This is a genomic window from Hymenobacter sp. BT188 (genome assembly GCF_014333585.1).
Taxonomy (GTDB): Bacteria; Bacteroidota; Bacteroidia; order Cytophagales; family Hymenobacteraceae; genus Hymenobacter.
Window position 1 is genome coordinate 1 of the sequence record NZ_JACSCW010000008.1, and the last position, 26895, is coordinate 26895.

At 54.6% G+C, this 26895-nt stretch carries 21 protein-coding genes; 10 read left to right on the forward strand and 11 right to left on the reverse strand.

Annotation, left to right across the window (positions count from 1 at the left end):
- A partial coding sequence (gene uxuA, locus H8B13_RS18760) for a mannonate dehydratase (protein ID WP_222841483.1) occupies positions 1-471 on the reverse strand: 471 nt, incomplete at its 3' end.
- Between the two features lie 334 nt (positions 472-805).
- Between uxuA and H8B13_RS18765 the strand changes: the two genes are divergently transcribed.
- The gene (locus tag H8B13_RS18765) at positions 806-1819 is read left to right on the forward strand and encodes a LacI family DNA-binding transcriptional regulator (protein ID WP_187312362.1); all 1014 of its coding nucleotides are present in this window, start codon (positions 806-808) and stop codon (positions 1817-1819) included.
- A 182-nt stretch (positions 1820-2001) separates the two neighbouring features.
- On the opposite strand, the gene H8B13_RS18770 is transcribed toward H8B13_RS18765, so the two are convergent.
- From H8B13_RS18770 to H8B13_RS18795, 6 genes are all read right to left on the reverse strand, one after another.
- The gene (locus H8B13_RS18770) at positions 2002-2451 is read right to left on the reverse strand and encodes a VOC family protein (RefSeq protein ID WP_187312363.1); all 450 of its coding nucleotides are present in this window, start codon (positions 2449-2451) and stop codon (positions 2002-2004) included.
- A gap of 326 nt (positions 2452-2777) precedes the next feature.
- Positions 2778-3812, reverse strand: a complete 1035-nt coding sequence (locus H8B13_RS18775; protein WP_187312364.1) for a PmoA family protein — start codon at positions 3810-3812, stop codon at positions 2778-2780.
- Positions 3813-3860: 48 nt separating this feature from the next.
- Entirely contained in the window at positions 3861-5216 is a 1356-nt protein-coding gene (locus tag H8B13_RS18780) for a Gfo/Idh/MocA family protein (RefSeq protein ID WP_187312365.1), read from the reverse strand.
- 32 nt (positions 5217-5248) lie between these two features.
- Positions 5249-6631, reverse strand: a complete 1383-nt coding sequence (locus H8B13_RS18785) for a DUF1080 domain-containing protein (protein ID WP_315985166.1) — start codon at positions 6629-6631, stop codon at positions 5249-5251.
- Between the two features lie 166 nt (positions 6632-6797).
- Entirely contained in the window at positions 6798-8450 is a 1653-nt protein-coding gene (locus tag H8B13_RS18790) for a RagB/SusD family nutrient uptake outer membrane protein (protein WP_187312366.1), read from the reverse strand.
- Positions 8451-8483: 33 nt separating this feature from the next.
- Positions 8484-11561 carry a SusC/RagA family TonB-linked outer membrane protein gene (locus tag H8B13_RS18795; protein ID WP_187312367.1) on the reverse strand — a complete coding sequence of 1026 codons (3078 nt, stop codon included), beginning with the start codon at positions 11559-11561 and terminating at the stop codon, positions 8484-8486.
- A gap of 585 nt (positions 11562-12146) precedes the next feature.
- Here H8B13_RS18795 and H8B13_RS18800 point away from each other — a divergent pair.
- The 8 genes from H8B13_RS18800 to prmA all read left to right on the forward strand — a co-directional run bounded on the left by H8B13_RS18800 (position 12147) and on the right by prmA (position 19749).
- Positions 12147-13106, forward strand: coding sequence for an FAD:protein FMN transferase (locus H8B13_RS18800; protein ID WP_222841484.1), 960 nt, complete (start codon positions 12147-12149; stop codon positions 13104-13106).
- Positions 13103-14326, forward strand: a complete 1224-nt coding sequence (locus tag H8B13_RS18805) for a Gfo/Idh/MocA family protein (protein WP_187312369.1) — start codon at positions 13103-13105, stop codon at positions 14324-14326. Before H8B13_RS18800 ends, H8B13_RS18805 begins: the two co-directional genes overlap by 4 nt.
- Before the next feature lie 112 nt (positions 14327-14438).
- Positions 14439-15224, forward strand: a complete 786-nt coding sequence (locus H8B13_RS18810; protein WP_187312370.1) for a hypothetical protein — start codon at positions 14439-14441, stop codon at positions 15222-15224.
- A gap of 80 nt (positions 15225-15304) precedes the next feature.
- Positions 15305-16069 carry a triose-phosphate isomerase gene (gene tpiA / locus H8B13_RS18815; protein WP_187312371.1) on the forward strand — a complete coding sequence of 255 codons (765 nt, stop codon included), beginning with the start codon at positions 15305-15307 and terminating at the stop codon, positions 16067-16069.
- A gap of 78 nt (positions 16070-16147) precedes the next feature.
- Positions 16148-16540, forward strand: coding sequence for a DUF6150 family protein (locus H8B13_RS18820; protein ID WP_261990467.1), 393 nt, complete (start codon positions 16148-16150; stop codon positions 16538-16540).
- Between the two features lie 161 nt (positions 16541-16701).
- Positions 16702-17463: an ABC transporter ATP-binding protein gene (locus tag H8B13_RS18825; RefSeq protein ID WP_187312372.1), complete on the forward strand. Its 762-nt coding sequence runs from the start codon at positions 16702-16704 to the stop codon at positions 17461-17463.
- On the forward strand, positions 17442-18800 hold the full coding sequence (locus H8B13_RS18830) for a hypothetical protein (protein ID WP_187312373.1): 1359 nt from the start codon (positions 17442-17444) through the stop codon (positions 18798-18800). Before H8B13_RS18825 ends, H8B13_RS18830 begins: the two co-directional genes overlap by 22 nt.
- Before the next feature lie 115 nt (positions 18801-18915).
- The gene (gene prmA, locus H8B13_RS18835; protein WP_187312374.1) at positions 18916-19749 is read left to right on the forward strand and encodes a 50S ribosomal protein L11 methyltransferase; all 834 of its coding nucleotides are present in this window, start codon (positions 18916-18918) and stop codon (positions 19747-19749) included.
- Between the two features lie 90 nt (positions 19750-19839).
- On the opposite strand, the gene H8B13_RS18840 is transcribed toward prmA, so the two are convergent.
- The 4 genes from H8B13_RS18840 to H8B13_RS18855 all read right to left on the reverse strand — a co-directional run bounded on the left by H8B13_RS18840 (position 19840) and on the right by H8B13_RS18855 (position 25456).
- Positions 19840-20874: a LacI family DNA-binding transcriptional regulator gene (locus H8B13_RS18840; protein ID WP_187312375.1), complete on the reverse strand. Its 1035-nt coding sequence runs from the start codon at positions 20872-20874 to the stop codon at positions 19840-19842.
- Positions 20875-20966: 92 nt separating this feature from the next.
- A complete protein-coding gene (locus H8B13_RS18845) occupies positions 20967-22919 on the reverse strand; it encodes a sialate O-acetylesterase (protein WP_261990468.1) in 1953 nt (650 codons plus the stop codon).
- 207 nt (positions 22920-23126) lie between these two features.
- The gene (locus tag H8B13_RS18850) at positions 23127-24245 is read right to left on the reverse strand and encodes a glycoside hydrolase family 43 protein (protein ID WP_187312377.1); all 1119 of its coding nucleotides are present in this window, start codon (positions 24243-24245) and stop codon (positions 23127-23129) included.
- Between the two features lie 65 nt (positions 24246-24310).
- On the reverse strand, positions 24311-25456 hold the full coding sequence (locus H8B13_RS18855; protein ID WP_187312378.1) for a glycoside hydrolase family 172 protein: 1146 nt from the start codon (positions 25454-25456) through the stop codon (positions 24311-24313).
- A 375-nt stretch (positions 25457-25831) separates the two neighbouring features.
- On the opposite strand from H8B13_RS18855, the gene H8B13_RS18860 reads away from it, so the two are divergent.
- On the forward strand, positions 25832-26857 hold the full coding sequence (locus H8B13_RS18860) for a family 43 glycosylhydrolase (RefSeq protein ID WP_187312379.1): 1026 nt from the start codon (positions 25832-25834) through the stop codon (positions 26855-26857).
- Positions 26858-26895 lie beyond the last annotated feature (38 nt).

The window sequence follows — 26895 nt, forward strand, 5'->3', positions numbered from 1 at the left end:
CAACTCTTCCGCCGTGTATTCCTCGGGGGCGCCGCGCCGCTGCAGCAGCAGGGCATCGAAGGCTACGAAGGCATCTTTTTCGAAGCGTAAGGCTTTGGAGCCGTCTGCTACTTCATACGCTAAATCCGTGCGCGTCCAATCGAGCACGGGCATGAAGTTGTAGGTGACCGTGTGAATACCACAGGCTGCCAGGTTGCGCAGGCTCTGCTGATAGTTGGCAAGGTAGCGGGCGAAGGGGCCGGTGCGGGTTTTGATCTGCTCGTGCACGGGCACGCTTTCGACCACGCTCCACGTTAAACCGGCCGCGGCTACGTCGGCCTGCCGCTGCTGAATGTCGGCTACGGGCCATACTTCGCCATTGGGAATGTAGTGCAGGGCCGACACGATGTCGGTCGCGCCCGCCTGACGGATATCGGCGAGGCTTACGGGATCAGAAGGGCCGTACCAGCGCCAGCTTTGGATAATGGGCATAAAGAAAACTAATAGTAAGCGTCAGGCGGCGCAGTGCCAAGCATGTCGCGGGCGGATGTTGAAAACCGCGTTAACCGCCTTAATCGCGGTGCCAAGTATAGCGAATTTGGTGCTTGCCCCACCGGGGAAGCATTACTTATCTATGTAAACGTTTACGACAAACTTGGCTTTCGAGGAGCTGCAAAGTTGTCGGATGACAAAGCGGCTCGACAACCGTTACTGCTGGTAGCTTAGGTCCTCCACCGTTATTCAAAATGCGTTAGCTTTACTTCTAATATGAGCTATAGCTCCTTTGTTCCACCTGCATTGCTGCTTAGTTCTGCTAAATTTTTTGATGAACGAAGTTACTTTAAAGCGACTGGCTCAGGAGTTAAACTTGTCGATTGCCACGGTTTCACGGGCTTTGCAAGACAGCTATGAGGTGTCGCTCCAGACGAAAATGCGGGTAAAAGCATTAGCTGCTGAACTGAACTATGAGCCCAATGCTTACGCCAGCAGCCTGCGCCGCAACATCAGCAAAACCATTGGGGTGGTCATTCCGGAGGTGAACAACACTTTCTTTTCGCTGGCTATCAATGGCATTGAAGAAATTGCCCGCCAGAGCGGCTACCATGTGCTCATCTACATCACCCACGATGAGTATGAGCGGGAAGTCGCTATTACTCAGTACTTAACCGGGGGCCGGGTTGATGGTCTCCTCATGTCGGTAGCCAGCGAAAGCCGGGAATTTGCCCACCTGCAAAAGCTGCATGTCAGTAAGCCAGCCATTGTTTTTTTCGACCGGGTATGCCAGGCGATAGCCACGGCCAGCGTGACCACCAATGACTACGAGAGTGGTTACCTCGCTACACAACACCTGATTGAAGCCGGCTGCCGCCACATCGCGTATTTGCAGGTTTCAGGTACACTATCCATCGGGCGGCTACGCATGCAAGGCTACCAGGCCGCCCTGCGCGACCACGACCTTCCTTATGAGGAGGCGCTGGTGCTCAGCGGTGACGGCAACGATGAGTGCAACACCGAGCGGATTATAAAGCTGCTGCGCCACCGCCCCGAGATAGACGGTATTTTTGCCTCCGTTGAGCATTTAGCCATCAGCAGCTACTATGCCTGCCAGACCCTGGACCGCGCTATTCCCGCCGCTATCAAAGTCGTTGGCTTCTCCAATCTGGGTGTTGCCGCCTTGCTTGCCCCAAGCCTGACCACGATTACGCAGCCCGCTTACGAGATGGGAAAGGCAGCAGCCGGAATCCTGCTGGGTGCAATTGAGAAAAAGCGCGCGATTCTGTCTGCTCAAAGTGTAGTGCTGAAGTCGGAATTGGTAGCCCGTCGGTCTACGGCTTCATAAACCAACAACAAAAATTCCCTTGGCAACAGTCGGCTCTGTCAGCAGCCATAGACGGGGAAGCGCACAATCAGCAAGCAAACCTACTAGCGGAAGAGGCAGCCGCAACTGCTACAACCTTAAAAAGCCTCCCAGAACCAGTACAATAGGTTTTGGCAATGAGTCCGCGCAAGTCCTGGGCCCAGTTATCTGGCGTCATTGATTTCAATCCAGTAGCCGTCGGGATCCTGAAGATAAATCTGCTTGACCCCATCTGCCCGGATGGTTGGTGCCTGCTTGTCGCCTTTCAAGTTAGTATAAGGCACGTTTAGCTTTTCCAGGCGATTAGTTAGCGTTTTCAGAGAAGCCACCCTAAAACATAGGTGCACGTTTTTCTCTGGCGTCACCGCACAGCCCCGCTGAATAAGGTGGAGCTGCAACTGAGGACCTATCGTAAGCCACGCGTGAATGCCATCGTTAAATGGATTGGGCGTTTCGGGCAGCTCCAAAACAGACTTGTAAAAAGTGGTGCTGGCCGCAAGGTCACGCACACAAAGAGCCGCGTGGTTAAAGGTAAGCGCGTTTCCAGCTTGCGCCCAGGCGGACGGTAGCCCTGTAAAGACAAACAGCAACAGTGTAAGCAGGGTACGTTTCATTTCGTGATATTGCTTTATAAACTGTGCGTCAGCCCTAACCGGGGAAGCAGAGTAGCCGCTACGCGGTTTTAGGTTTGTAGAGAAGCGCAGCGGAAGCAATTCCAGCGCCGACTGACAGACAGACGTCAGCCGGTCTGGTACCGCTACACGGCGCAATTCCTGCCTGTATACTGTGTCTACAAACCCTTAGCCGCCATAATACTTTTCGGCCGCTTAAGTTAAGTATTGGGCTGTGAAAAATGGACTAGTGACGTACGTACTGCTTGAACTCTTCTTCTCGCTTGGTCATGCTTTTTTACACCACACCGATAAACCCAAATAGCCTCTTACGGAGTCGCGGCCACGCTTCTCTTGGCAAAGTCGGCGGCGGTTGCGTTGAGCTGTTTGCTGGTGGGGGTAGCATTACCTTCGTCGATAACTATCCGGTAGCGAAACGTGACCGACTCGCCTTTCTTGAGTTGAAGGTTCTTGGCCGACTTTGCGTTGGTAAAAATCTTTTCGCCTAAGGGGTTGGCGGCAAACAGACCGTAGCCGCGGGCGTGCCAGAAGGTTGGATAGTTCGGGTTCTGAGGATGGTCGATGATGGTGACGCTGACCGAGTCGCTGCCTATTTTGCCGAATGCCTTGCACCAGGCCGCGCGTGTGCTCCAAGCGTCGTTGCCGCGCTTGCCCGCGCTGGTGAGGTAGTTGCCGTTGGCCAGCTTGTCGGTGCCGCCTTTTACGACCGTCACGTTGCCTTTGTCGTCGGTGAACTTCTGGTCCTGATCGGTCGGTATTTGCAGTTCGTGGGCTAGGCGCAACCCGATTAGGCCATCTTTGGCGTCGGTGAAGGTCACGTCGGTGCTGGCTTTCAGGGTCGTAACCCGATCAATTATGCGCTGCCGATTGGTACCGCTAAACGCAAAACGGGTCGTTTCCTCCAGCAGCACCTCGTTTTGCTGATTGGTCCAGTTGGCATGGTAAGCCAGGGTGCCGATGGGTCCGTTGGTGACCTCCAGAATTCGATCCGTCTTAATCCAGCCGTAGGAGGCTTTTTTCTCCGCCGGAATAGCGTAGGAGTTGTTCCAGAAGTCCAGGCCGTTGACGTTTTCAAAGTTAAACCAAAGACCAATGTGGTGGGGGTGGTCGGTGGGGTCGTCGGCTCGGGGCACCAACGGAAAGCTGCGCGTAACTACTGTGCCTTTGGTCGTGTGCAACGGATATAAAACCGGCTTCTCCAGCGTATCCGGGTACAAAAAGCTAGTGAATAGCTGCTTGCCTATGTACACATCAATCTTTTTTTGCTTAGCATCTCGTACCATCCGAACTGCCTCTTTCTGCTGGCCCGAGGCCGCGGAACAGGCAAGCGTGGATAGTAGCATGGCTCCAAGCCAGGAAAGCGCAGAGTTCAGCATTGCTTCTGACTTAACTTAATATGTAAACACTTTGCCCCCTACCATCACTTCCTGAGTTTTTTCATCAAACGTGGCCTTCATGCCCGTACGGGCGGCGGCCGTGGTCATGATATTTGCAATCGAGTGGCTGTAGCCAGCCTCGACCGGCGCATGCGGCGGCTTGCGGCTGCGCACGCTTTCCATCCAGTTGCGGATGTGATTGGATGTCAGCGTGTCGCCCCCGGTATTAGCTGACGCAACTACCGCTTCGGTGTTGGACAAGCTCATTTCCGGCAACAGGTTGGCCTGCATCTTCATGGCCTCGGCGAACTTCTTGTTTAAGCCGCCTTTGGGCGAAACCTGATTGGTAATCAGGTTCAACTCACCGCCGTTGGAGTAATAGATTTCGGCCGGCCGCTCATCGCCGTTGTGCATTCGGGAGCCAAACGTTACCTGGAAGCCCGTGGTGGGGTCATTCAGAGGGCCGTAGTCGAACACAGCTGTCATCGTATCCCAGTTGCGGCGACCATCCTTCCACATATAAATTCCGCCATTGGCTACCACGCTGCGTGGGTGCGGCAGGCCAGTAAACCAATGGACGGTGTCAATTTGGTGGCTCATCCACTGGCCGGGAAGGCCGGAGGAATAAGGCCAGAAAAGCCTGTATTCCAGATACTTGCGTGGGTCGAAGGCCTCGGCTGGGCGGTTCATCAGATACCGTTTCCAATCCACATCGGACTCCTTTAGCCCGGCCACCAGCGCCGGCCGGCGCCACCGGCCGGGCTGATTCACGTTCCAGGTCAGTTCTACCATGGTGATGGGCCCGAACTTGCCCGACTTGATAAAGGCATCGGCTGCGTGGTAGTTGTTGCCGCTACGGCGCTGGGAGCCAATCTGGATGATGCGGTCGGAGGCTTTGACGGCCTTCAGGGCGGCCTGGTTGTCCTCCATCGTCTCGGCGAAGGGCTTCTCCACGTACGCGTCGCAGCCTGCTTTTACGGCCTCAATGGCGTGCAGCGCATGCTGAAAATCGGCGGTGCCGATGAAGACAGCATCTACGGCCTTCTTGCTATACATCTCCTCATTGTTGCGGTAGGCCACCACATCGTGCCCCAGCTTTTCTTTCCAGGCGGCAGCACCTTCTTCCCGCCGCTGTTTCCATATGTCCGACACGGCTACCACATCAAAGTTTAATTCTTTGTAGTGGTTCATAAAGCAGGGCATGTGCGAACCCTTGTGTCGATCTGAGAAACCGACTACCCCAACGCGCACCCGGTCGTTGGCTCCAATAATTCGCTTATAGCTGCTGGCTGACCAACTGACTTGCGAAAACAATACCCCGGCGCTGGCTAAGGCAGTTTGCTTAATAAACTGACGACGTTCGGTAGACATGAGAACTTGCTTTACAGGATAGAAGAGAGCAATTACTTCAACTCTTTGATTTTGATACTGCGGAAGGAAACAAGATTGCCGTGGTCTTGCAAGAGAATGTGGCCGGCTGGAGCTTCCCCGAAGTTTGCCCAGACTTTGTACTTGCTCTGGGCTACTAGGTCTCTGAATTCCTGGGAGCCGCGTGTGTATTCCAGTACTTTCGCCCCATTTAGGTAGTGTTCCACCCGGTTGTTGGGGTAGACAACCACGCGCCCTACATTCCACTCACCGATGGAATGAACAAAGCGGGGATTCTTCTCGGCTTTCTTTAAATCATAAAGCGAGGCCAGAGTTCGGTTTCCGTCGCGGCCAAGCTTGGCATCAGGATGGCGCTCATCGTCGAGTACCTGGTACTCTAAGCCGATGGCCGAACCTTCTGTCTTCTCGTCTAAGGTTACGAAGTACTTTACACCACTATTAGCCCCCGGCGTCAGCTTAAACTCGAAGGAGAGGTCGAAAGCCTTATACTGGTCCTTGGTAACAATGTCGCCGCCGTTGGCTGCCTCTTTTCCCTCAGACGATAGCACGGTAAGTGTACCATCAGTTGTTTGCCAGCCCTGGGCCGGAAACGTAGCAGTCTTGGCACTGCGCCAGCCAGCCGGGGTTTTGCCATCAAAGAGCAACTTCCAGCCGTGCTGCTTTTCGTAGGCCGTAAGATTGTTGGGTACGAAGTTGACTACGTAAACGTCGGCGGGGAAGGCATTAGGCTTCAAGTCTGTCGTCTTGATTTTGATGTTTTTGAAGTAGACTTTTTTGCCTTCCTGCTCCTTGGTCGTAATGCCATGCACTTGCAAACCAATAAAGCCCTTCGGATCAACCGGGTCAACTACATAGGCCACGGGCGTGCCGTTAATCCAGGTTTTCATCTCATTACCAATACACTCCACTGTAATGTGATTGTACTGACCCACCTTGAAAAGCGGCTTGGCCTTGGGGTTTAGATCCAGAGGGTAGAGCCACTGACGCCGTGCTTCATCATAAATGCCCCCCGACCAGCTTCGCGCCGAAGGGTCAATTTCAACCTGCCGACCATAGACTTTGCCTTCGTGGCCGGGGGTATCGAAGTGGCTGCGGGTCTGTACGCCGGAGTTGCTCACGGTGCTCTCAATCATTAGGTCGAGTTCCAACTGAAAGTCGCCGTATTCCTTCTCCGTGACCAGAAAAGTATTGCCCGAGTTCATAACAGTAGTCCCGACGATAGCTCCGTTTTCTACTTTGTAGTCGGCCGTGCCCGCCAAGCGCTTCCAGCCCTTCAGGGTTTTGCCATCAAATAGGTTTTGCCAGGTATCGGCTGGGGTAGCAGCAGCCCGCTGAGGCTGAGTGAAAGCCAGTACTGCCAACGCGAGGCAGGTAAGCAAGAAGTGGTTTGTTTTCAAGGTATTAATGGAATGAAGTGTATACTTCGGTTAGGTCAAACTACTAAAATATGCGTTATCAGACGTAGGCCTTAAGGGTCCTAGGCCCAATATCACTTTCTGGGGGGCATTTTTCAGATCATGTGGCGCAGCCGGCTGCATGATCATCCGATAGACGTGTTTTTTCTCAGTATCCCGCGTTTTGTGGAAAAGCTGCCGCGCCGCCGGCAGTTCTGTCAATCTGATCCTGTGGGATAGGCCGTAGCACATGGTGCGGCTTGATGTTGGGGGCGGCGTCCGGGTTATACAGCTTCACCCGCTCGATCAGTACCCCCCAGCGCTTAAGGTCGAACCACCGGAACATTTCACCTGAAAGCTCGCGCTCCCGCTCTTCCATGATGAAATCCATCGTTAGCTGGCTAGCCGTAATCTGCATGGCAGCTTCTTTGCTCGGAAAGGCTGCCCGGCGTCGCACAGAATTGATGAAAGGCAGCGCCTCGGCGGGCTTGCCAGTTTTGAGCAGGGCCTCCGCCGCTATGAGCTGCGTTTCGGCCAGCCGAAACATTAAAAAGTCACGGCTGCCGTTCGTGTAAGTGAGGTCGGGCCGCAAGGGGTCTAGAAACTTGGTTAGGGTTGGGTAGAGGTTAGGGCGGTAAAGGCTGGGCACCAAGACTTGGTAGGGCTTTCTGGCCCGCTGAGCCATTGTCCACTCGACACCTGGCAGGTAGATAGCTGTATCACCGGCTGCGAAAGTGACCCGGGCTTTGGAGTTGTCAAATAGGTTCGTGAACGTACCCGGATTATTGGAGAGATAGGTGCTACGGAAGCTTTTCTGATAGCGCGAGTCATTGGTCCGATCACTAAAAACGGTGTTGAGTGTGTAGTTCGTGGGCCGAAAGCGCTTGAAGGGGCGGCCGTAGAAAACGTCACGCCGCATGCCGGCCTGCACGTCGTACTCCATCCCAAAGAACAAGTGCGTCTCGTTGCCCGCACCGTTGGTAGTGGGGTCGGCGGTGTACTGGGTGGCAAAAATTACTTCGTCGTTTATCTCGCCGGCACCCTGTGCAAACACATTGGCATAATCGGGCAGCAGACGATACGAGTAGTTTTTAATAACATTCTGGGCGTATATGGCAGCTTTGGCGTAGTCGTCGGGGGCAGCAGCTTCGGAGGTGGCTTTGGTCAAATAAACGCGGGCCAGCAGATGCTCACAGGCTCCTTTCGTGGCTCGGCCGTAGTCAGGCGTGGGCGTGGCCAGGTCTTGTAGCGCCGTTTCTAGGTCGCTGACGATGGCGGCATATACTTCCGGTACCGGCGTGCGTGTAGCTTCTTTCGTAGCCTTGGTATTCTGGTTCAGCACCAGCGGCACAGGTCCATACATCTGCACCAGCACGAAGTAATGATGTGCTCGTAGAAACCTCACCTCTGCCACGCGGCGCTTTTTAGTGGCCTCATCAATGCCCGTTACGTTGGCAGCTTGGTCGATGATGGTGTTGGCCGTGTTAATGCCCAGGTAAAAAGAGTTCCAGATATCGGCCACGAACTGGGTACGGCTGTCAAACTGGGTCGTGTACTGATTTACGAACTTAAAAGAACCGTCAGACCCCATTGTATAAGTATCGGTGCCAAATACGGTCATGGTCATCGCACTCTCTCGTCCGTAAAAATCGCGGAGTGAGGCGTACACCGCCCGCACGCCCGCATCGAAGCCTGCGGCAGTGGTGATGTACTCGCTCCCAACTTGCGACACCACGCGCTCCTCCAGCAAGTCTTGGCAGGATTGACTACCCAGCAACAGCATTGCAGCCAATAGCAACTTGCTATGTTTCAGAAGTTTCATATGAAAAAGTCAAAAAAAGACTGAGTAGTCAGGTTAGAATTTTGCATTAAGGCCAAAGGTGATCTGCCGCACAGATGGCGTCTGGTCGGCGTTGATCACATCCGAGGTTTCGGGATCTATACCCTTATACTGAGATCGGTATTTGGCAAAAATAAACGGCTGTTGAATGCTTGTGTACAGTCGTAAGCCACTGATTTTAAGCGCCTGATAAATACTTGGGGAGAAGTTGTAGCCGAAGTTGATGTTGCGCACCTTCACGAAGGAACCATCGAAGTATTGTAGGGTAGAGCCATAGATAGGGTCTTCCTGGTTCGTGTTGGGCCGCGGGAACTCATTGGTGGGGTTTGAGGGCGTCCAGTAGTCGATATCTAAGTTATTATAGCGGCCCGCCAAGTGATTGAAGTTGGTGTGAAACTGGCTGCGAATCATATTGCCGATGCGGGCATACACGAAAAACGATAAGTCGAAACCCTTGAATTCAAAACGGTTCGTGATACCGCCTGCCCACTTCGGAATGGTGCTGCCCAGAATCACGCGGTCATTCACCGCGTCGAGCCGGCCATCGCCGTTCTGGTCTTTTACCTTAATCTGGCCTGGCACCTGTCCAAATGCTTTAGCCGCGTCTTCTTCGCCCAACTGCCAGATGCCGAGCTTCTCGTAGTCGTAATACACCTGGAGCGGCTGCCCAATAAAGCGCTGATTGCCAATGTCGTCTGCCTTGCCATTGAACAGCTCGATAATGGCCTCGCGGTTGCGAGTGAACTGCACGTCCGTGGACCAGCGCAGGCCGTTGGCCGCATTCACGTTAACGGTAGTAAGCGTCAGTTCAATACCCCGGTTGCGGGTGTGCCCCACATTGCGCAGCACCCGGTCGAAGCCGTTGGAAATTGGCAATTGGTCAAAAAGCAACAAGTCGCGCGTATCGGCCTGATACACTTCCAGCGACCCATAGAGCCGGCCTCGCCACAGACTGAAGTCTATGCCCACGTTGCCGGTAGTGGTGGTTTCCCACTTCAGATCGTCGTTGCCGAGCGTACCCACCCGGTAGCCGTAGGCCGGCGCCGTGCCAAAGGCGTAGGTCGTGCGGCCCAGCAGGCTTTGAGTCTGATAAGGGGTAATACCGGTGTTGCCAATGGCGCCGTAGCTGGCCCGCAGCTTCACCTGGTCGAGCCAGGAAATACCCTTGAGAAAAGCCTCGTCGCCGAGGTTCCAGCCCACGGCTACCGAGGGGAAGAAGCCATACTTATTATTGGCTCCAAACCGCGACGAGCCGTCGTAGCGGCCAGTGAGGGTGAGTAAGTATTTCTCCTTGAAATCGTAGTTGATGCGGCCCATAAACGACTGGAGCATCCAGGTACGCAGGTCGGTGCCGGGAGCGTTGAATGAGCCGGCCTGCCCTAGATTATAAAACTCCTGCGGCTCGGCCGATACAGCGTTCACATCGATAAAGGCCGATTCGTAGTTGTCGCGCTGAATGGAGTGCAGAGCGGTCAGTCCCACGTTGTGCACTTGGCCAAGCAGCTTATTGTACGTGACAATGTTCTCGAGCGTGTAATTGAAGCGCATCCCGTACTCGGTGCGGGCGGTGGGCGGGCCCAAACGCCGGGCATTGGTAAAGCGCCCTGTGAAGCGTCCAAAGCGCTCATTGGTCAGGTCAGGACCGAAATTAAGGCGGTATTTCAGCCCGTCCAGAATTTTCCACTCGCCGTAAATGCTGTTAAAGAGGCGCACGGTTTTGGTTTCGGCGATATTGGCGCCGGATACCACTTCGGCGGCTGGGTTGGAGCGCAGGCCATCAGGCGTAGGCAGGAAAATAATATTGCCTTCATCATCATAGGGTTTCCCTAGGGGGTTTTCCTCCAACGCGCCGCCGTATGGACGGAAGCCCCGCGCCGTATAGGTACCGGTCGAACTACCGTCGAAGGCGGGGTTATTGACAGGGCTGTCAGCTCCGTTATTGATGCTGTATACTCCGAACGTGGAAGTGCCCACCCGAATACGGTCATTGATCTGGTGGTCGAGATTGACGCGGAATGTGTAGCGAGTAAAATCCGTGGTCTTGATGATGCCCTTCTCTTGAAAGTAATTGGCTGAAATGGCAAACTGCGTCTTCTCGTTGCCACCCTGCACACCTACCTGATGGCTCTGAATCGCGCCCGTCCGCAGCAGGTAGGCTTGGTAATCGGTGCTGCGGCCTTGCTCGATGCCTTCTAGCTCAACAGCAGTAAATAGCTTTCTGTCGGCCGCGGCGGGGTCACTGTCGTCGTAGGTACCCGCCGTCCGGCGCGATTCGCGCTTGTACTCCGCATATTGCCTCCCATCCATCACATCAACCCGCCCCAGCGCGTTCGAGAAGCCATAATAGCCATCGTAGCCTACCACGGATTTGCCGGATTTGCCGCGCTTGGTAGTTACCAGCACCACACCGTTTGCCCCCCGCGAGCCGTAAATGCCAGTCGCGGAAGCATCTTTCAGCACTTCCAGCGAGGCGATATCCTGCGGGTTGATGTCGTCGATGCCGCCGGCCAGCGGAATGCCGTCGACTACATACAGTGGGTCATTAGAGGCATTAATGGAGCGCCGCCCCCGAATGCGCACCGTCACGCCCCCGCCCGGCTGGCTACCCGACTGGATAACGTCGACGCCGGCGGCCCGGCCTTGCAGGGCTTGACGGGCGTTAGAAACCGGTAATTCAGCAATCTCCTTAGAAGTAACAGACGAAATAGCGCCGGTGGTCTGGCTTTTTTTCTGGGTACCATAGCCTACCACCACCACGTCGGCCAGAGCTGTAGCGTCCTCGCGCAAGGTTACGTTGAACTGGCGCCGGTTACCAATCTCAATGGTTTGGGGAGCGTAGCCAATGTAGCTGAAGACCAAGGCAGTGGCACCGGGGGGCAATTTCAGTGAGAACTTGCCATCGGGGTCGGTACTGGTACCCGTAGTAGTGCCTTTCACCTGTACCGTGACACCGGGCAAACTGCCTCCTTTCTCCTCTATGACTGTACCGCTGATTTCGGTCTGCTGCGCCCACGCCTTATGGACTACACCAGCTAGCAGCGCAACTAAAAGAATAATCACCTGACACAAGTGACGACAGTAAAGTGTATTCATCAGTCAAGGGTAAGTGGTGGGAGGGAAAGGAAAGAGGAACTTAAGCCGAGGGCTTAGCTTACTCAAGAAACTAAGCAAGATCAGGTAAGGCAAATAGCTTAGTTTACAGGATACTATGGCGAATGTGCACTAAACGTAGAAAATTTAGTAGTTAATAAAAATATAATTGGTCTCTTTAATTGCGTAAACGTTTCCGTTACTTTTTACACGACTCCTTTTTATTTTAAAAAACTTTGTGAAATGTTGAATGAAGCTATCCTGCCTAGTTTTTACGGGGTGTAGGCAACGGCCTAATAAGTGAAAATACCGTAGCTTACCATTAATCGTAATTGCTTATATTTCTGTTTATAGTCACATTTATCAAACTTCCTGCTGTCACAACTGGATACTTTCTATCGGCAGCTCTGCTCTAATCAAGCTCAAATTGGCACTGGAGCAATAAACTTGTCGATTTAGTAGTGGACAGCTACCGCGCCTTGCGCCAAAACGGGGCTTGGTGCCGACTGCCGACACTACGAATACTTACTTTTTGCCCCCAAACCCATGGTATTCGGCCTGTTTTCTCTTTTAATGCTGTGGGTGACCATGCCGGCTCCCCTTCAGGCTTTCCACCTGAGCGGCCACGCTCAGGGTACTACTTATGCTATTACTTACTATGCCCCCGATAGTGTCGTAACTAAGGAGCAAGTAACCCAACAGCTAACCGAAATTGACGCTTCACTCTCGCTATACCATCCTGGCTCCCTAATCAACCAGTTCAACGAAGCCCGACGCGGCGTGCTGGCCGACCGACATCTGAAGATAGTAGGCAGCGCGGCGCTGCGGGTTTACCAAGACACGGATGGCCTCTTCGATGCCACAGTGGAGCCATTGGTGCAGGCCTGGGGCTTCGGGCCACAGGCCCCGCCAGCGGCCGCGCCGACGCCAGCAACTATCCGGGCGCTGCTGGCCCGCGTGGGCTCCGATAAGCTTCATTTGCGGGGCGACTCTTTAGTGAAGGACGTGCCTACTCTTCGACTCGACCTGAACGGTATTGCCCAGGGCTACACCGTAGATGTGTTGGCCGCGCTGCTGGAACGCCACTGCATCCGGGATTATCTGGTGGAGTTGGGGGGCGAAATTAGGGTGCGGGGCCGCAAATGGCCGAGCGGCGAGCGGTGGCGCGTCGGCATTGAGCGACCCGATACCAGTGCCTTTGCCGCGCCCGCTTTGCAGCAAATCATTGACCTGACGACGGGCGCAATTACTACCTCCGGCAACTATCGTAAGTTCCGGCAGGTAGGGGGCGTGAAAAATGCTCACCTTATCAACCCCAAAACCGGCTATCCTTTCCAGAATGAAATGATCAGCGTTACCGTAATAGCCCGCGACGCGCTGACGGCCGACGCCTACGATAATGCCCTGATGGGCATGGACTTGGCAGGGGCTTTGGTATTTTTGCGTCAACATCCTGAATTACAGGTTTACCTGATTTATCAGCGCCCCAACGGGACTGCGGCCGATACCGCTACCTCCGGTTTTCAACGGTTACTTTTGAACCCATGACAAACTTCGCTAGAAGAGACTTTCTCCAAAAAACCGGCTTGCTAACCGGCGGCCTGCTGTTGCCCAACGGGCTGATTGACGTGTTTGCCACCGCACCCATGGCCGATAAAATAAAGATCGGTATCATCGGCTGCGGCGACCGGGGCAAGGGCTTGCTGAAAATCCTGCAGGAGCTGCCAGATAAGTTTGAGGTGATAGGGCTAGCCGATGAGCTGCCCTTTCGCCTGCGCGATGCGCGCAAGATAGATAAGGCCGGCAAAGGCAAGCTTTATGCTGATTATCGGGCCTTGCTCGATGTGCGGGCGATAGAGGCCGTTATCATTGCCGTGCCCTTGCACCTCCACTTCGCAGTGGCCAAAGCTGCATTGCTAGCCGGCAAGCAGGTGTTTCTGGAAAAAACCATGACCTACGACATCCCACAGGCTCAAGAGCTGGTGCGGCTGGCTCAGCAGCGTCCCAATCAAACGCTGCAGGTGGGTCATCAGTACCGCTACTCGCCGCTGTATTACCGGGTGAAGGAAATGATAGCCCAGGGCTACCTAGGCAAAGTAACCCAGATAGATTGCCGTTGGGATCGTAATGGTAGTTGGCGGCGTCCGCTGCCCGAGCCCGGCCTGGAGCGTCAGATCAACTGGCGCATGTATCGCGAATACTCGGGCGGGTTGGCCGCCGAGCTGCTTTCTCACCAAATGGACTTTATCAATTGGGCATTCGACACTCACGCCGACGAGATAATGGGCACAGGTGGTATTGATTACTACAAAGATGGCCGTGAGACTTACGACAACGTGCAGGTGATGGTGCGCTACGCCCGCGAAGGCATGATCGGTAACTTCGGGGCCACCTGTGCCAACGCTCGCGATGGCTATCTATTTAAGCTCAAAGGCACAAAGGGCACCATCTCACTACTCATCGATGAGGGCATATATTACCCGGAGAAGGAAACGCTAAAGCAGTATGGAACGGTAGACGGAGTGACTGGTGCCACTAAAATCACTTGGAATAAAGAGGGTGGTATTCCTATTACCACTGGTGCTGAACCGCTGAAAGATGGCTCTTGGTATGCGCTGAGCGACTTCTATCGGGCCATTAAGGAAAACAAAACCCCTGATTCTAATGTCCTGACCGGGGCGCGGACGGCCTGCACAGTGCACTTGGCTAATCAAGCTATTTACAATCATACCATTGAGAAGTGGCGACCAGAATACAGCTTCAGCTAACCTGGTTTGTCAGCTGTTTTTAATAATAAAGCAGAAGGCGTACAGTAATAGCGTCAGAATACTGCCTCTGAAAAGGCTAGTTAATGTTAACACTACACCTCGCATCCACTTTATGACAACTGCTGCTTACGACAACTCACTGACTGCTTCGATGAAGGCTGCACGCGTTTGGCGCTGGCTCGCGGCTCTGAGTATTCTGGGCAACATTGGCCTGAACTATTACAGCCAGGCTTATCCTTTCAATGGGCAAACCATGGGCGCTGTCTCGGCCCAGTATCCGACGCTTATCACGCCCGCAGGCTATGCCTTCAGTATCTGGGGGGCAATTTTCCTGGCCCTGACCATCTATGCCGTGTGGCAGCTGTTGCCCGCGCAGCGCCACAACTCTCTGCCCGATACCATTGCCGTGCCGCTCACGGTGGCTAGTCTGGCTACGGCTGCCTGGGTAGTGCTGTTTGCCTATGAGCTGATTGGGTTGAGCGTGCTAACCATGCTGGTCATTCTGGGTGCGCTCATTATCGTGTATGGCCGGGCACGGCGGCAAGTGCTGGCTGGTGAAGCTTCTGCGTGGGTGAGTGTGCCGTTTGCCTTGTATTTGGGCTGGATTTCGGTGGCTTCTGCAATTAATATTACCCTAGGCTTGCGCGACATGGGCTGGCAAACGCCTCTGAATGTGGCCGTGCTGCTCGCGTTTGGGCTGCTGGCGGTGGTAGTGGCGCTGGGACTTATAATAAGCCGGGCTTTTCGGGAAAGCGTGTATCCGCTGGTGCTTACCTGGGCGCTGGTAGCCATATGGGTAGCGCAGCGCGCTGCTTACCCCGAGTTGGCCTGGGCGGCGCTTGTTGGGGCTGTACTGGTTGGTCTGGGGGGCGTTTTTCTGTCCCGAAGCCGTACATAGCCACCGACACCAACCGCCATTGCCGATACTCCGCCTAACTTGCGGCTCCATCCATTCTCCCATCCACTTACCTTTCGCTTATGCGCCAAAACCTCGTTGCCGGCAACTGGAAAATGAACATGACTTACCAAGACGGTCTGGCCCTGGTATCTGAAATCACAAATATGGTAGCCGACGAGGTGACCAATTCTGAAGTCCAGATTGTGATTTGCCCCCCAGCCCCTTTTCTGTCGGCTATAGGTCGGCAATTGCCCCAAGGCAGCAATTTTCACCTCGGTGCCCAAAACTGCCATCAAAAGGAAAAAGGCGCTTATACCGGCGAGGTGTCGGCCAAAATGCTGGCTTCCGTGGGCTGCGAATATGTGATTTTGGGCCACTCAGAGCGGCGTCAGTATTTCCGCGAAGACGATGAGCTACTAAGCCAGAAGCTGAAAGCCGCGCTGGCCGCTGGATTGAAGCCAATTTTCTGCGTGGGCGAAAGCCTGGATACGCGGGAAATGAACGAGACCAACGACTATATCGGTAAGCAGCTTCAGAATGGCTTGTTTCATCTGTCCAATGAAGAGTTTGAGCAGGTAGTTATTGCCTACGAGCCGATCTGGGCCATTGGCACGGGCAAAACCGCTACCAGCCAGCAAGCGCAGGAAGTGCACGCCTTCATCCGCGAGCAGATTGCCCGCGCTTACGACGCTAAAGCCGCCCTCGATACCACCATTCTCTACGGAGGCTCGGCCAATGCCCAAAATGCCCGCGAGCTGTTTTCCCAGCCCGACGTCGACGGCGGCCTTATCGGCGGCGCCTCCCTCAAATCGCGCGACTTCACCGAGATTATCAAGTCCTTCTAAGAAGGAAAAGGCTCAGTCACCGAACCAAGGCAGACGATACAGTTGTCTGGCAAGCAGGTATATTTTTACTAAGAAATCATGACGTTTTATCTGCTGCTAGTGAGTTGGCTAACGCTGGGCTGGGGAATGAATTTTGCCCCCCAGCCGGCTCCAGCACCAACTTCGCCCCCCAGCTCGGCCCAATCCATTGAGCCATGCCGCATATACGGCAGCATCTATCTCGAAACCGACCCGCGCCGCCGCAGCTACTGCTTCGCCACGATATATCTGGAGCCCGAAGAAGCCTTCGCCGATGTGCTGATATTCAAGGAGTCCAACAAGCTATTTGCCGATAAAGCCGGCTTCTGGTACTTCACCATGGCCCGCGACTTCGCCGATTACGCCCTGTTTGTAACCGACAACCGCAACCTCGCCGACTTCAGCATTCACTACACCGACGTGCGCTCATACGCCGGCTGCCGTAAGCAGTAGGAAACCCAGCTTATTAAGCCCAGCGCCCACCCAAAACATTTTGGGTGGGCGCTGTCTTTTTGCGCATTACGGTAAGCTGTACCTGGGCGGTTTGTGGTACCTTGTTAGCAAAATTATCTGCTGAAAAGGCAGTGCTTACCCACGTTTATACTTCTTATTAGATGGAGCTAGAATTACGCGGTATTACCAAATCATTTGGGTCGAAAAAAGTCCTGAACGACGTTTCCTTCGCTGCGCAAACGGGGTGTTGTGTTGGCGTCTTGGGGCGCAACGGGGCCGGCAAAAGCACACTGTTCAACCTACTCACCAACGTACTATTGCCCAGCAGCGGCGAGCTGTTGCTGGATGGCGTACCACTGGGCGAAACGTTTCCAGTGGCCGTAAAGCGGCGCATGGGCGCGCTCATAAATCAGGGCTACTTGGTGGAAGAACTCACGCCCATTGAGTACTTGCAATTCGTAGCGCGCATTTACGAACTGCCCGACGCCATGACGCGCATTGAAAGTCTGCTGGCTCACCTGCTGGAAGACTACGATACCGTGCGTACCAAGCGGCTCAGCTCCTTTTCAACGGGCATGAAGCAGAAAGTGGCCGTAGCGTCCTGCCTGCTGCACCGCCCCGAGCTGCTTATCCTCGATGAGCCCTTCAACGGCCTCGATGTCTTCTCCGTCGAACGCATGCTCGCCTTGCTAAACAGCTACCGTCCGCAGGCCGTCACGTTTGTATCAACGCACAACCTGACGCATATCGAGAAGGTCGCTACTCACTTGCTTATTCTGGACGAGAGCGAAGTAAAGTATTGGGGCACGATGGAAGACTTTCTGCAAGGCCAGCAGGCCTACCTCAACGACGCGCTGCTTCAGCTGCTCCAACCCACCACTGCCTCTACCCAAGATCTGACATGGCTAACCAACCAACGCTAGGGCATTTTCTGCCCTACCTGCTAAGGCGTCGTCTGCTGGCTGTTGTCTGGCCCGCAGCCGGCGAAGAGCGTGTCGTAAGCATGCTACTGCTCGGTACAGGTTTGCTTTATGGTGGGCTGTTGGGGGCCATTTGCAACAGCGATATGAAAGCGGCCACACTACAGGGCTTGCTGCTAGGGCTAAACGGTGTTCTGTTCACCTCTACCTTGTTGATAGATTTTATGCCCTCCTTTCGGGCGGTGCAGCGGCCTTTGCCCGAGCATTTCCCCGTATCAGGCAGGCTAAATCTGGTGACGGCTTTTCTGCTTGATTTTATTTCTCTGCGGCGGTTTGCCTTTGTTTTTGGGCTGCTGCTGGCTTTGGCTATAGCGCAACGGCTGCGCCTGGAGATAGGGTTTAGCCTGCTACTGATTCTGAGTGCTACCGCTACCAGCTTCAATCTGCGCTTGCTGTTTTCCTTGGGGCTCTGGCGCCACCCAGTGGTAGTACTGCACTTGATTAGTCTGGCGGCGAGCGGCGTGTGGCTGGCCTTGCCCAAAGCGCCGTACCATGCGGCGCTGGGCGCAATAATGGCCCTGCTGCCGTGGGTGCTGTGGGGTGTGCAGCTTTGGTGGCTGGGGCGCTTTTTCAACGCTCGCCATCTGATAGCCGGTGCCCCCGAAAGATCTATCCGTCTGCTGGCCCGCTTAGCACCCGAGAGCAAAGCCTACTTGTTGAAAGTCTGGGTGCCTCTGCTGGTAAGCCTGTTGTTCAAAATAGTACTGATGGGCATTTGCACCACACTAGTAGAAACCAATGGTAAAATGAGGACAAATGGTATGCTCTACATCGCGTTCCTGCCAGTGCTGAGCTTCACTTATATCAATAACAACCTCTTTGGCTACCTCATGCCGTTGGCCGCTAACGAAATACAGCGAATTGGCCTGACGCCGCGCATATTGAAGCTTTACTTCCGGCTGGCACTCCCCGTAGTGCTTACCGATTGCCTTATATCTGCTGTGCTGTTGATGGTACTGTTTCCGTCCAGTGTGTGGGACGTGCTGTGGCTGTTGCCGTTGAGCGTGGGCGCGTTAATGAGTGTGGGCTTGTGGGCAAGCTTCTGCCATGCTAAGCCAGTGAAAAAAACGAAGGAGCTGAGCGCTATGCGCAATAATACTTCTCAGCTTATGAGTGCGGCTTCCGTACTGGTGGCGGCGGGCTTGTGGTTCCTACCGTGGTGGTGGGTGCGCGTGGCCATAGTAACTGTCCTCATGGCGTCTGTTTGGCTTTTGATTAGCCGGATTCGGCGCAATGAGGGCTCTCTGCGCCGCCAGCTGTGGAGCAGTATTGGGGCTTAACATAAGGAGCAACAACCACTTCAAAGCAACCGTATTATAGCTGAGTTTTTCCTGCGAACTTTGCCGCCCCATCTTCGGGCGGCATTTTCGTTTCTGACTTTTCTTTTTGACCCTTATGGATTTTGTGGAAGTGCGCGTACTGGCCCCGCGCGAGTTGGCCGATATTCTGGTAGCCGAATTGGCTGAGGTTGGCTACGACACCTTTGAGGACAACGACGAAGGGTTTTGCGCCTACATTGGGGAGGGCGATTTCAACCCCGATGCCGTGGCCGAGGTAATGGCCCGCTACTCCGGCATCGGCACGCTCGACTATAGCCACCGCATTATCACGCGCCAAAACTGGAACGCTGAGTGGGAGAAGAATTTTCAACCGCTGGTTATTGCCGATAAAGTGTCGGTGCGGGCTCCGTTTCATCCCAAGCCCGAGCCAATTGAGTACGATATCGTGATTATGCCGCGCATGTCGTTTGGCACCGGCCACCACGAAACCACGGCCCTGATGATTGAAAATCAACTCGGCGTAGACCACGCTGGCAAACGCGTGCTGGACATGGGCTGCGGCACTGGTATTCTGGCCATCATGGCAGCTCAGCTCGGGGCCCGTGAGGTGCTGGCCGTAGATGTGGAGCCCTGGACCGTAGAAAACGCCGCCGACAATGCCGCTGAAAACCACTGCTCCAACATTGAGTGCCGCTTGGGTGGGGTAGAGGTGCTGGAAGGCGAGGCTCCCTTCGACCTGATTCTGGCCAACATCAACCGCAATGTGCTACTGGAAGATATGTACGCCTACGCGGCCTTGCTGCCCACTGGCTCACCTATTCTGTTCAGCGGTTTTTATCAGGAAGATCTGGCCCTGATTGAAGCGGAAGCCAAAAAGCAAAAGCTGGTTTTTCAGTCTCACCTCACCAAGAATAACTGGGTTTCCGCCGTGTTTACGAAAGTAGCGTAGCGCACGCGTGCATTTTAGTATAAAAAGCCCCCCAGCCATGATATTTTCATAGCTGGGGGGCTTTTTTGAGTATGGAAAGCTAAGGCACTGCTACACGCCGACTTTCTCCCGAATAGAAGAATCCCGAATAATCAGGTCGGGCTGGAGCACAATGCGGCGGGGTGAAAATTTAGTGCTCTTCTCTTCTACCAGTTCCAGAAACAGGCGCACCGCCGACTGCCCCATCTGCTCGCAGCGTTGGTCGACGGAGGTGAGCATGGGCTCGGTGAGAGACGTGAATGACTCGTTGCTGAACCCAACCAGCGCCATATCTTCCGGCACTCGTAGGTGTTGGGCTTTCAGCACCTGCATCGCGCCTACAATGGAGAAGTCGCTAGCCGAAAACACCGCATCCGGCACCTCAGGCAGTTGAAGCAAGTGTTTCATGCCCACAATGCCGTCTTCGAGGGTCATATCGCAGTAAAAAATCAGATCCTCATTGATGGGCAGATCGTGCTCCCGAAGCGCATCTAAGTAACCCTGACGGCGGTTTTTGTAAATATTCAGATGCTGCGGGCCCGCAAAATGGGCAATGCGCTGGCAGCCTTGCGCGATGAGGTGCTTAGTGGTCAGATAGCCGCCTTCGCGGTCGTCAATTACCACGGCATTCACGTCCTGACCTTCCAAAACCCGATCGAAAAACACGAGCGGAATTTCGCGCTTCCGAACTTTTTCGAAGTGCTTGAAGTCGCGGGTGGTGCGGGCCAACGACACTAGAATGCCTTCTACCTGCGCATTAATGAGCGTTTCAATATTCTTGCGCTCGTGCGTCACATCTTCATTCGACTGGCAAATCAGGACGTTGAAACCCGCTTTGCTGGCCACCGTCTCAATGCCATGCATTACGGAGGAGAAAAAGTGGCCATCAATGTGGGGCACAATTACGCCCAGCAAATTGCTTTTGCCCTTGCGCAACGCAGCTGCCAGATGGTTGGGCTGATAGTTAAGGTCTTGCGCCAGCTTCCAGACCTTTTTCTTGGTAGCCTCGCTGATACTGGAATGATTGCTAAGTGCCCGCGAAATGGTAGAGACGGATACATTCAGCTCTTTCGCCATATCGGAAATGGACGCTCGCTTGCTGGCCACAGAAGTAGTTTTTTTGGAGAAAAAGACTTGATAACGCAATGCTTTGTGCAAAAATCAGCGCAAAACCTTGGGTAATTTACGCAAAAAATATCTTACTTCTTACCTTCTGTGATACCTGGCCAAGTATCCGTGCGAAAGGAAGAGGCGGGCAGGTTTTCTTTGTTGTATAGATTGACAAAGGGGCTGTTTCCCCAGGCATAGCGCACGGCTACCGGCTTTGATACTTGGTCGCTGTAAAGCACGAGCGTATTGCCCTCCAGCTTGCCCTGAGCCCACACAAACTTGCGGTCGGCTCCCGCAATGGCAAAGCCTTTCAGGTGCGGCCCGCTGCTGTCTTTTAGCACAAGGCCGCTGCCTACATTCTCAAATTGCAGGCGAATGCGGTTGCCCTCCACCTTCATCGACTTATAAGTCGGTCCGGAAGACACAACCGATTTATCGCCATAAGCCACTCGCCGCGCTTCCAGAGCCAAGCGATGCCCCACATCCTGCTTGTTGAGGGGATGAATGTCGTTGGGATTGCCGAGGTCCAAGGCGACGGCCATGCCGGTGTGAGGCTGCGCGAGCGTCATCATTTGAGCCTCCCGCAACTCAGCCCAGGCATAGTCGGCGGGCTGGTCTTGCTGGGGGCCAAAACTGGCCAGCTGCACAAATAAAAACGGCAAATCTGGCTGCCCAAACTGCGCCCGCCAATCCTGAATAAGGGCCGGAAACAACGTGCGGTACTGATACGCACGCTCGGCGTTGCTCTCGCCCTGATACCAGATGACACCCTTTAGCGCATAAGGGACCAGAGGGGCAATCATGGCGTTGTAAAGCATGGTCGGCTGATTTTGAGTGCCGCCGGGGAAAGGATTTTTGGGAACGCTCGCTGGATCGTAGGCAGGTTGGTATTGCCAGGAGCCAGTGAGCGGCATAGTTTGGGTAGCCGTTTTGAGATAAAGCTCTTCGGGTTTACCCCAGATGCCGCCACCCCCGCCAGTATCTACCACGCGCACCGTCAGCACGTTGCGACCAGCGCGTACGGCTGTGGCCGGCACGGTATAGCGCCTAGGCTGGGTGTAGCCGTTGGTGCTGCCCACCAATACGCCATTGAACCAGGTAGAGTCGCGGTCATCAATTTGAGCCAGCGAAAGCGAAAGCGGCTGACCAGCAGCGGCCGTCGGCAATGTCACCTCCCGGCGTAGCCAGATAATGCCATCGAAGGTGTTAAGTTCAGGATGATCGGTTTGCTCTTCCCACAGGCCCGGAACCTGCATTGAAGGCCAACTAGTCGCGGCAAACTTCGGATCGGCCCAGGAAAGTTGCCCCGGTGTCAAGCCCCGATCTTGGCTGGCGGGGCTCTTTTTCCACGCGGCCAGTGCAGCCTGATAGTCGGCCTGCTGGCGCGCCGGGCCCATGTTGGACTCCAGCGCGGCCACCTGGGGGGCAAATTCCGGAAATTTGCGCAAGGCTGCCCCGCTGATCCAAGCTTCGGCGAGCGTGCCACCCCACTCACTCGAAATCAGCCCGATAGGTACTTTATACTGCTGGTGTAAATCGCGCCCGAAGAAGTAGGCCACGGCCGAAAAGCCCCCCACCGTCTGGGGGCTGCACACTTGCCAGCCTTTGCTCTTGAACTCCACCTGTGGGGCAGCCGCCGTGGCATCCTGCACATTGAGCAGGCGTATGCAAGGGAAGTTTGCCTGGGCTATTTCCTGCTTAAAGTTGACCACGTTCTGCTGTAGCGGCCATTCCATGTTCGATTGACCGGAAGCCAGCCACACGTCACCCAGCAAAATATCCTTGATTTGGAGAGTATTCTTGCCCTTGATGGTCATCTCATAAGGGCCTCCGGCTGGCTGGGCCGGCAGCGTCACCGTCCATTTGCCCCCCGGCCCACCCGTTTTAGCCGGGTAGGTTTTCCCCCGAAACGAAACCGTTACTGCTTCGCCTGCGTCGGCCCAACCCCAGAGTTGCAGGGGCTTATCTCTCTGAAGCACCATATGGTCGCCCGCTAGCTTAGGCACGCGCACGGTAGCTTGCACAGGAAGCTGCGCAAGCAAAGTCAATAGGAGGAGAGGGTATTTGATAAGTCTCATAAAGAGTAAGATGTAGAGCAGGAAGTCAGCTTATTATTTAATAAGCGGCGGGCATGCAGAGCGGTAGCGAAGCATCTCGCTCGCGGTAGTAGTAATAGTACTCCAGCATCAGCACGCGAGATGCTTCGCTACCGCTCTGCATGACAGTCTGTGGGGCTTTTTTGCGGAGCTCTATGTCAGCCTGGGCTGGGGCGTGTAGGTAGGGCCCTGGCAGCGGGGGCCTTCGGGTGTCCAAGCGAGTGGGTCGATGCAGAGTTGACGCTCCTTCATGGCTTCGTCCCAGGCATGATACACGAGTACTTCGGTTTTGCCGTCGGGGCTCATGGCGTGAGAGTGGTGGCCGGGGCCGCGCACTTTGCCCGGTACTGAGTGCAGCACGCGGGCACCTTTCTCGGCGCCGGCATCAGAGTATGGCCCAAGTATAGAATCGGCTACCACAAAATCGACGCCGTAGCGGTCGGTCAGGAAGTTGGCGCCGCTGTAGAAACAGTAGTATTTGCCTTCGTGCTTGCGCATGAATGGTCCCTCCAGCGTGTGCCACTGCGCAAACACCTTGTTGTCATAAATGGGCATGCGGCGGTTGGCTTCAAACAGCGTCCAAGGGTGGCGCGCCCGCATCACGGTGCGGCTTTCATTAGCCAGCTTCGTCATGTCAATAAGCCGATCTACCACTAGGCCGGTACCCGGATAGTAGCCGTCGTTAGAATCGATAAAGTCGCGGGCGTAGAAGAGATACCAGCTGCCGTCAGTGTCCTGAAAGGGGTGAGCATCAATGGTGAACTTGCTTTCCGGCACATCCATCAGCGCCACTTCCTGATATGGTCCGGCTGGCTTATCGCTGGTAGCCACGTGCAGGCGGTGACCTACATTGGCGTTGATAGCGCCGCCGCCCCTGGAGTAGTACATGTAGAACTTGCCGTTGACAAATACCACCTCCGGGGCCCAAAAATCAGCGCCTTCCGAGCCGGCGGGTGGCGTAAGCGCGCCGCCTACTTCCTCCCAATCGTAGAGGTTTTTGGAAGTCAGAATAGAGAAAATTCGTCCGTCCTTTTTCTGGCTTTGGCCGGTAGTAGCGAAGGCGTAATACGTGCCCTCATGCCGCAGCACAAACGGGTCGGGAAACTGCCCGGCGTACACGGGGTTCGTATAAGTAGCGCCGGCTTTACCGCCTCCGACAGCCTTTTCTGCGTCGGGGCTGGTGCGGGAGGTACAGTAAGGCAAAAAGGCCAGCGCGCCCAGGCCGAGCGTGCTACGCTGAAGAAATTCGCGACGGGAGGAGGAAATAGACATGCTGGGGGGCAAAATTGACGGATTAACGAGTTGATATTGATAGGAGTCAGAGACTAGGCTGAGCGTTACTTGGTTTCTAAATCATCCTTGCTAGGCAGCTTGGGAAATGGCGCGTGCGGCTCCGTCTGGTACCAGAAAGCGGTCGACGCCACGTCATCCTGTAAAGGCAGATAACGCCCATTATAGCGCCAGCCCAAGGCTTGAATGGTAATGCGCAAATCCTGCTGAAAGCGGACCGGATCCGGGATGTGCCAGCGGTACATTCCAAAACGCGTATTGGCCTGGTACAACCCGTCTGGCCTGATTACCTGGTGCAGACCTACGTATGGTGTAGTGTATTCCTGGTACTGCTTGGTTTTCTTGTTCTCGAAGTTGTAGGAGCCCAAAAAGTAGTCTTCTGTGCCCGTGCCGTTGATGGTGGGCCACTCCTTGTCGCCGTCCATGTAAAACTTGATTTCGCCTTCGCCCCACCAGTCGTTGCTGTTCACGCCCCAGGCCATGTAAGTGCCTACATAATGACCACGACCCTTCACGCCATCCAGAATCGTGTAGGGTACTTTGTACTGTGTCGGATTCTGGCGCCGGAACTGCGCGTGGAAGTAGGCCGCATCATTGGGGACATCGGTGAGCGTGTAGTCTATTTGATAATACAGCACCATATCCTTCTCATCGATATTCTCCATCGTGATGCGACACTTCTTGCGAAAGGGCATCAGCCAGTAGGAGTTGAATGAGCTGCCAGGATTTACCACCACCGGAATCGAGTTGAGCATGGCTACTTGCCCCCAGCCCTGGCCAAAAAAATCGCCCACCGGCACTTCCACCGAGGGCTCTTTCTCACCATCCCAATACATGCGAAAAATGGCAAACCGCCACAGTCCGGTGGGTGTCATCCAGATGTGCTGAATGGCTCCCGAACCGTTTATTTCGGCCACCCTGATGGTCTGACCAGCTTTGATTATTACGCTCGGACTTACTTTCCATCCTTGGCCTAAGTCGCGGGAGGCATTTTTGCCGGTTCCCTCGGTGGCCATGCCGCCTTTGCCTTTGGCGCCGTTAAAGTTTTCGGGGCTGATGGAACGGGTTTGGGCGTCGGAGAGGCGGTATAGATTTCCTAGCTCGGAGCCCAGCCCATTGAAGGTCGCTTTTTGGGCCAATGCAGGCCAGCAACTACCAAAAAGCAGGAGAAAGAGTAGCGTGTTTCGTAGCATAAGCAGGAGCTAAACAGGGTGGCTGATCAGGGCGAAAAGGCAGGTCAGCAACAGTGCAAGGAAGCGCAATCGTTTGCACAATATAATAATCTGTCTTAGATTGCCCACATAGCCCGTCCAAACTTATCTGGGCAACTTTCTATTGAATAGGCAAAATCGGCTACAGCAGCAGTCATTCCTTAGGGGTGTACTTACTAGCTTTTCTTTCTTCACTAGCAGGCTATGAGTAAGAATAAGAACCTTCGCCTTAACCGGGCTAATGCAGACTTCTTGCGATATGCGTCACTACGGTTACTGATAGCTTCTATCTAATATGGCTTGAGTTGTAGCGAAGAAAACAAACGTTTGCGTTTACTACCCTATATCCTGCCTACTATGAAAATCAAACAGCGCTTTCTCTTCATCATAGCCCTGCTTGCCAGCCTGCCCTTCGTTAGTGAGGCACAAACGGCGGCTACCTTCACCAATCCCTTGCTCGCTAATGGTCCCGATCCGTGGGTAATACGGCAGGGCGACACCTATTACTACACGAATACCATAGGCAACCGCCTGGTGCTTTGGAAAACCAAAGACTTAAGCCAAGTGCGTGAGGCTAAGCCCGTAACAGTGTGGACGCCCCCCACCACAGGGCCCAACTCATATGAGATATGGGCACCGGAGCTGCACTTTCTGGACGGTAAATGGTATATCTACTACACGGCCACCGACAAGGCTAAATTTGGCGACAAGACGCGCTACGTATTTGTGTTGGAAAACGCCAGCGCCGATCCTACCACCGGCACTTGGACGGATCGGGGCAAGGTGAATACCCAGTATTCCGGCCTTGATGGTAGCGTATTTGAGCACAAAGGGAAGCGCTATTTCGTGTACTCAGCCTACGTGGGGCCGCAGAGCGTGCTGGCTATTGCGCCCATGCAGAACCCTTGGACCCTACAAGTGGGCAAGGAGGTCATCATCGCTAAGCCAACCTACAACTGGGAAAAAGGCGGCGGTCGCCAGATTCTGGAAGGTCCGGAGTTTTTGCCAGGCAAAAAAGGCCAGCTATTCCTCGTGTACTCAGCCAGCGCCTGCTGGGACGACAACTACTCGCTGGGCATGCTCACGGCCGACCAAAATGCCGATCTTCTGCAAGCCAGCTCATGGAAAAAAGCCCCCCAGCCGGTGTTCAAAATGTCGGAGGCCAATAGCGTGTATGGACCCGGCCACAACAGCTTCACCAAGTCGCCCGACGGCAAGCAGGATTGGATAGTGTACCACGCCAAAGATGCCGCCACCGGCAAATGCGAACAGCGTAGCTCGCGCATGCAGCCCTTTACCTGGAACGCCGATGGTACGCCCAACTTCGGCGCACCTGTATCGACCAAAAAACCGCTGCCCCGTCCTAGCGGAACGTCTAAGTAAGGCTGGGGGGCTTTTTGAAGCGCTGGTATAAACGTTAA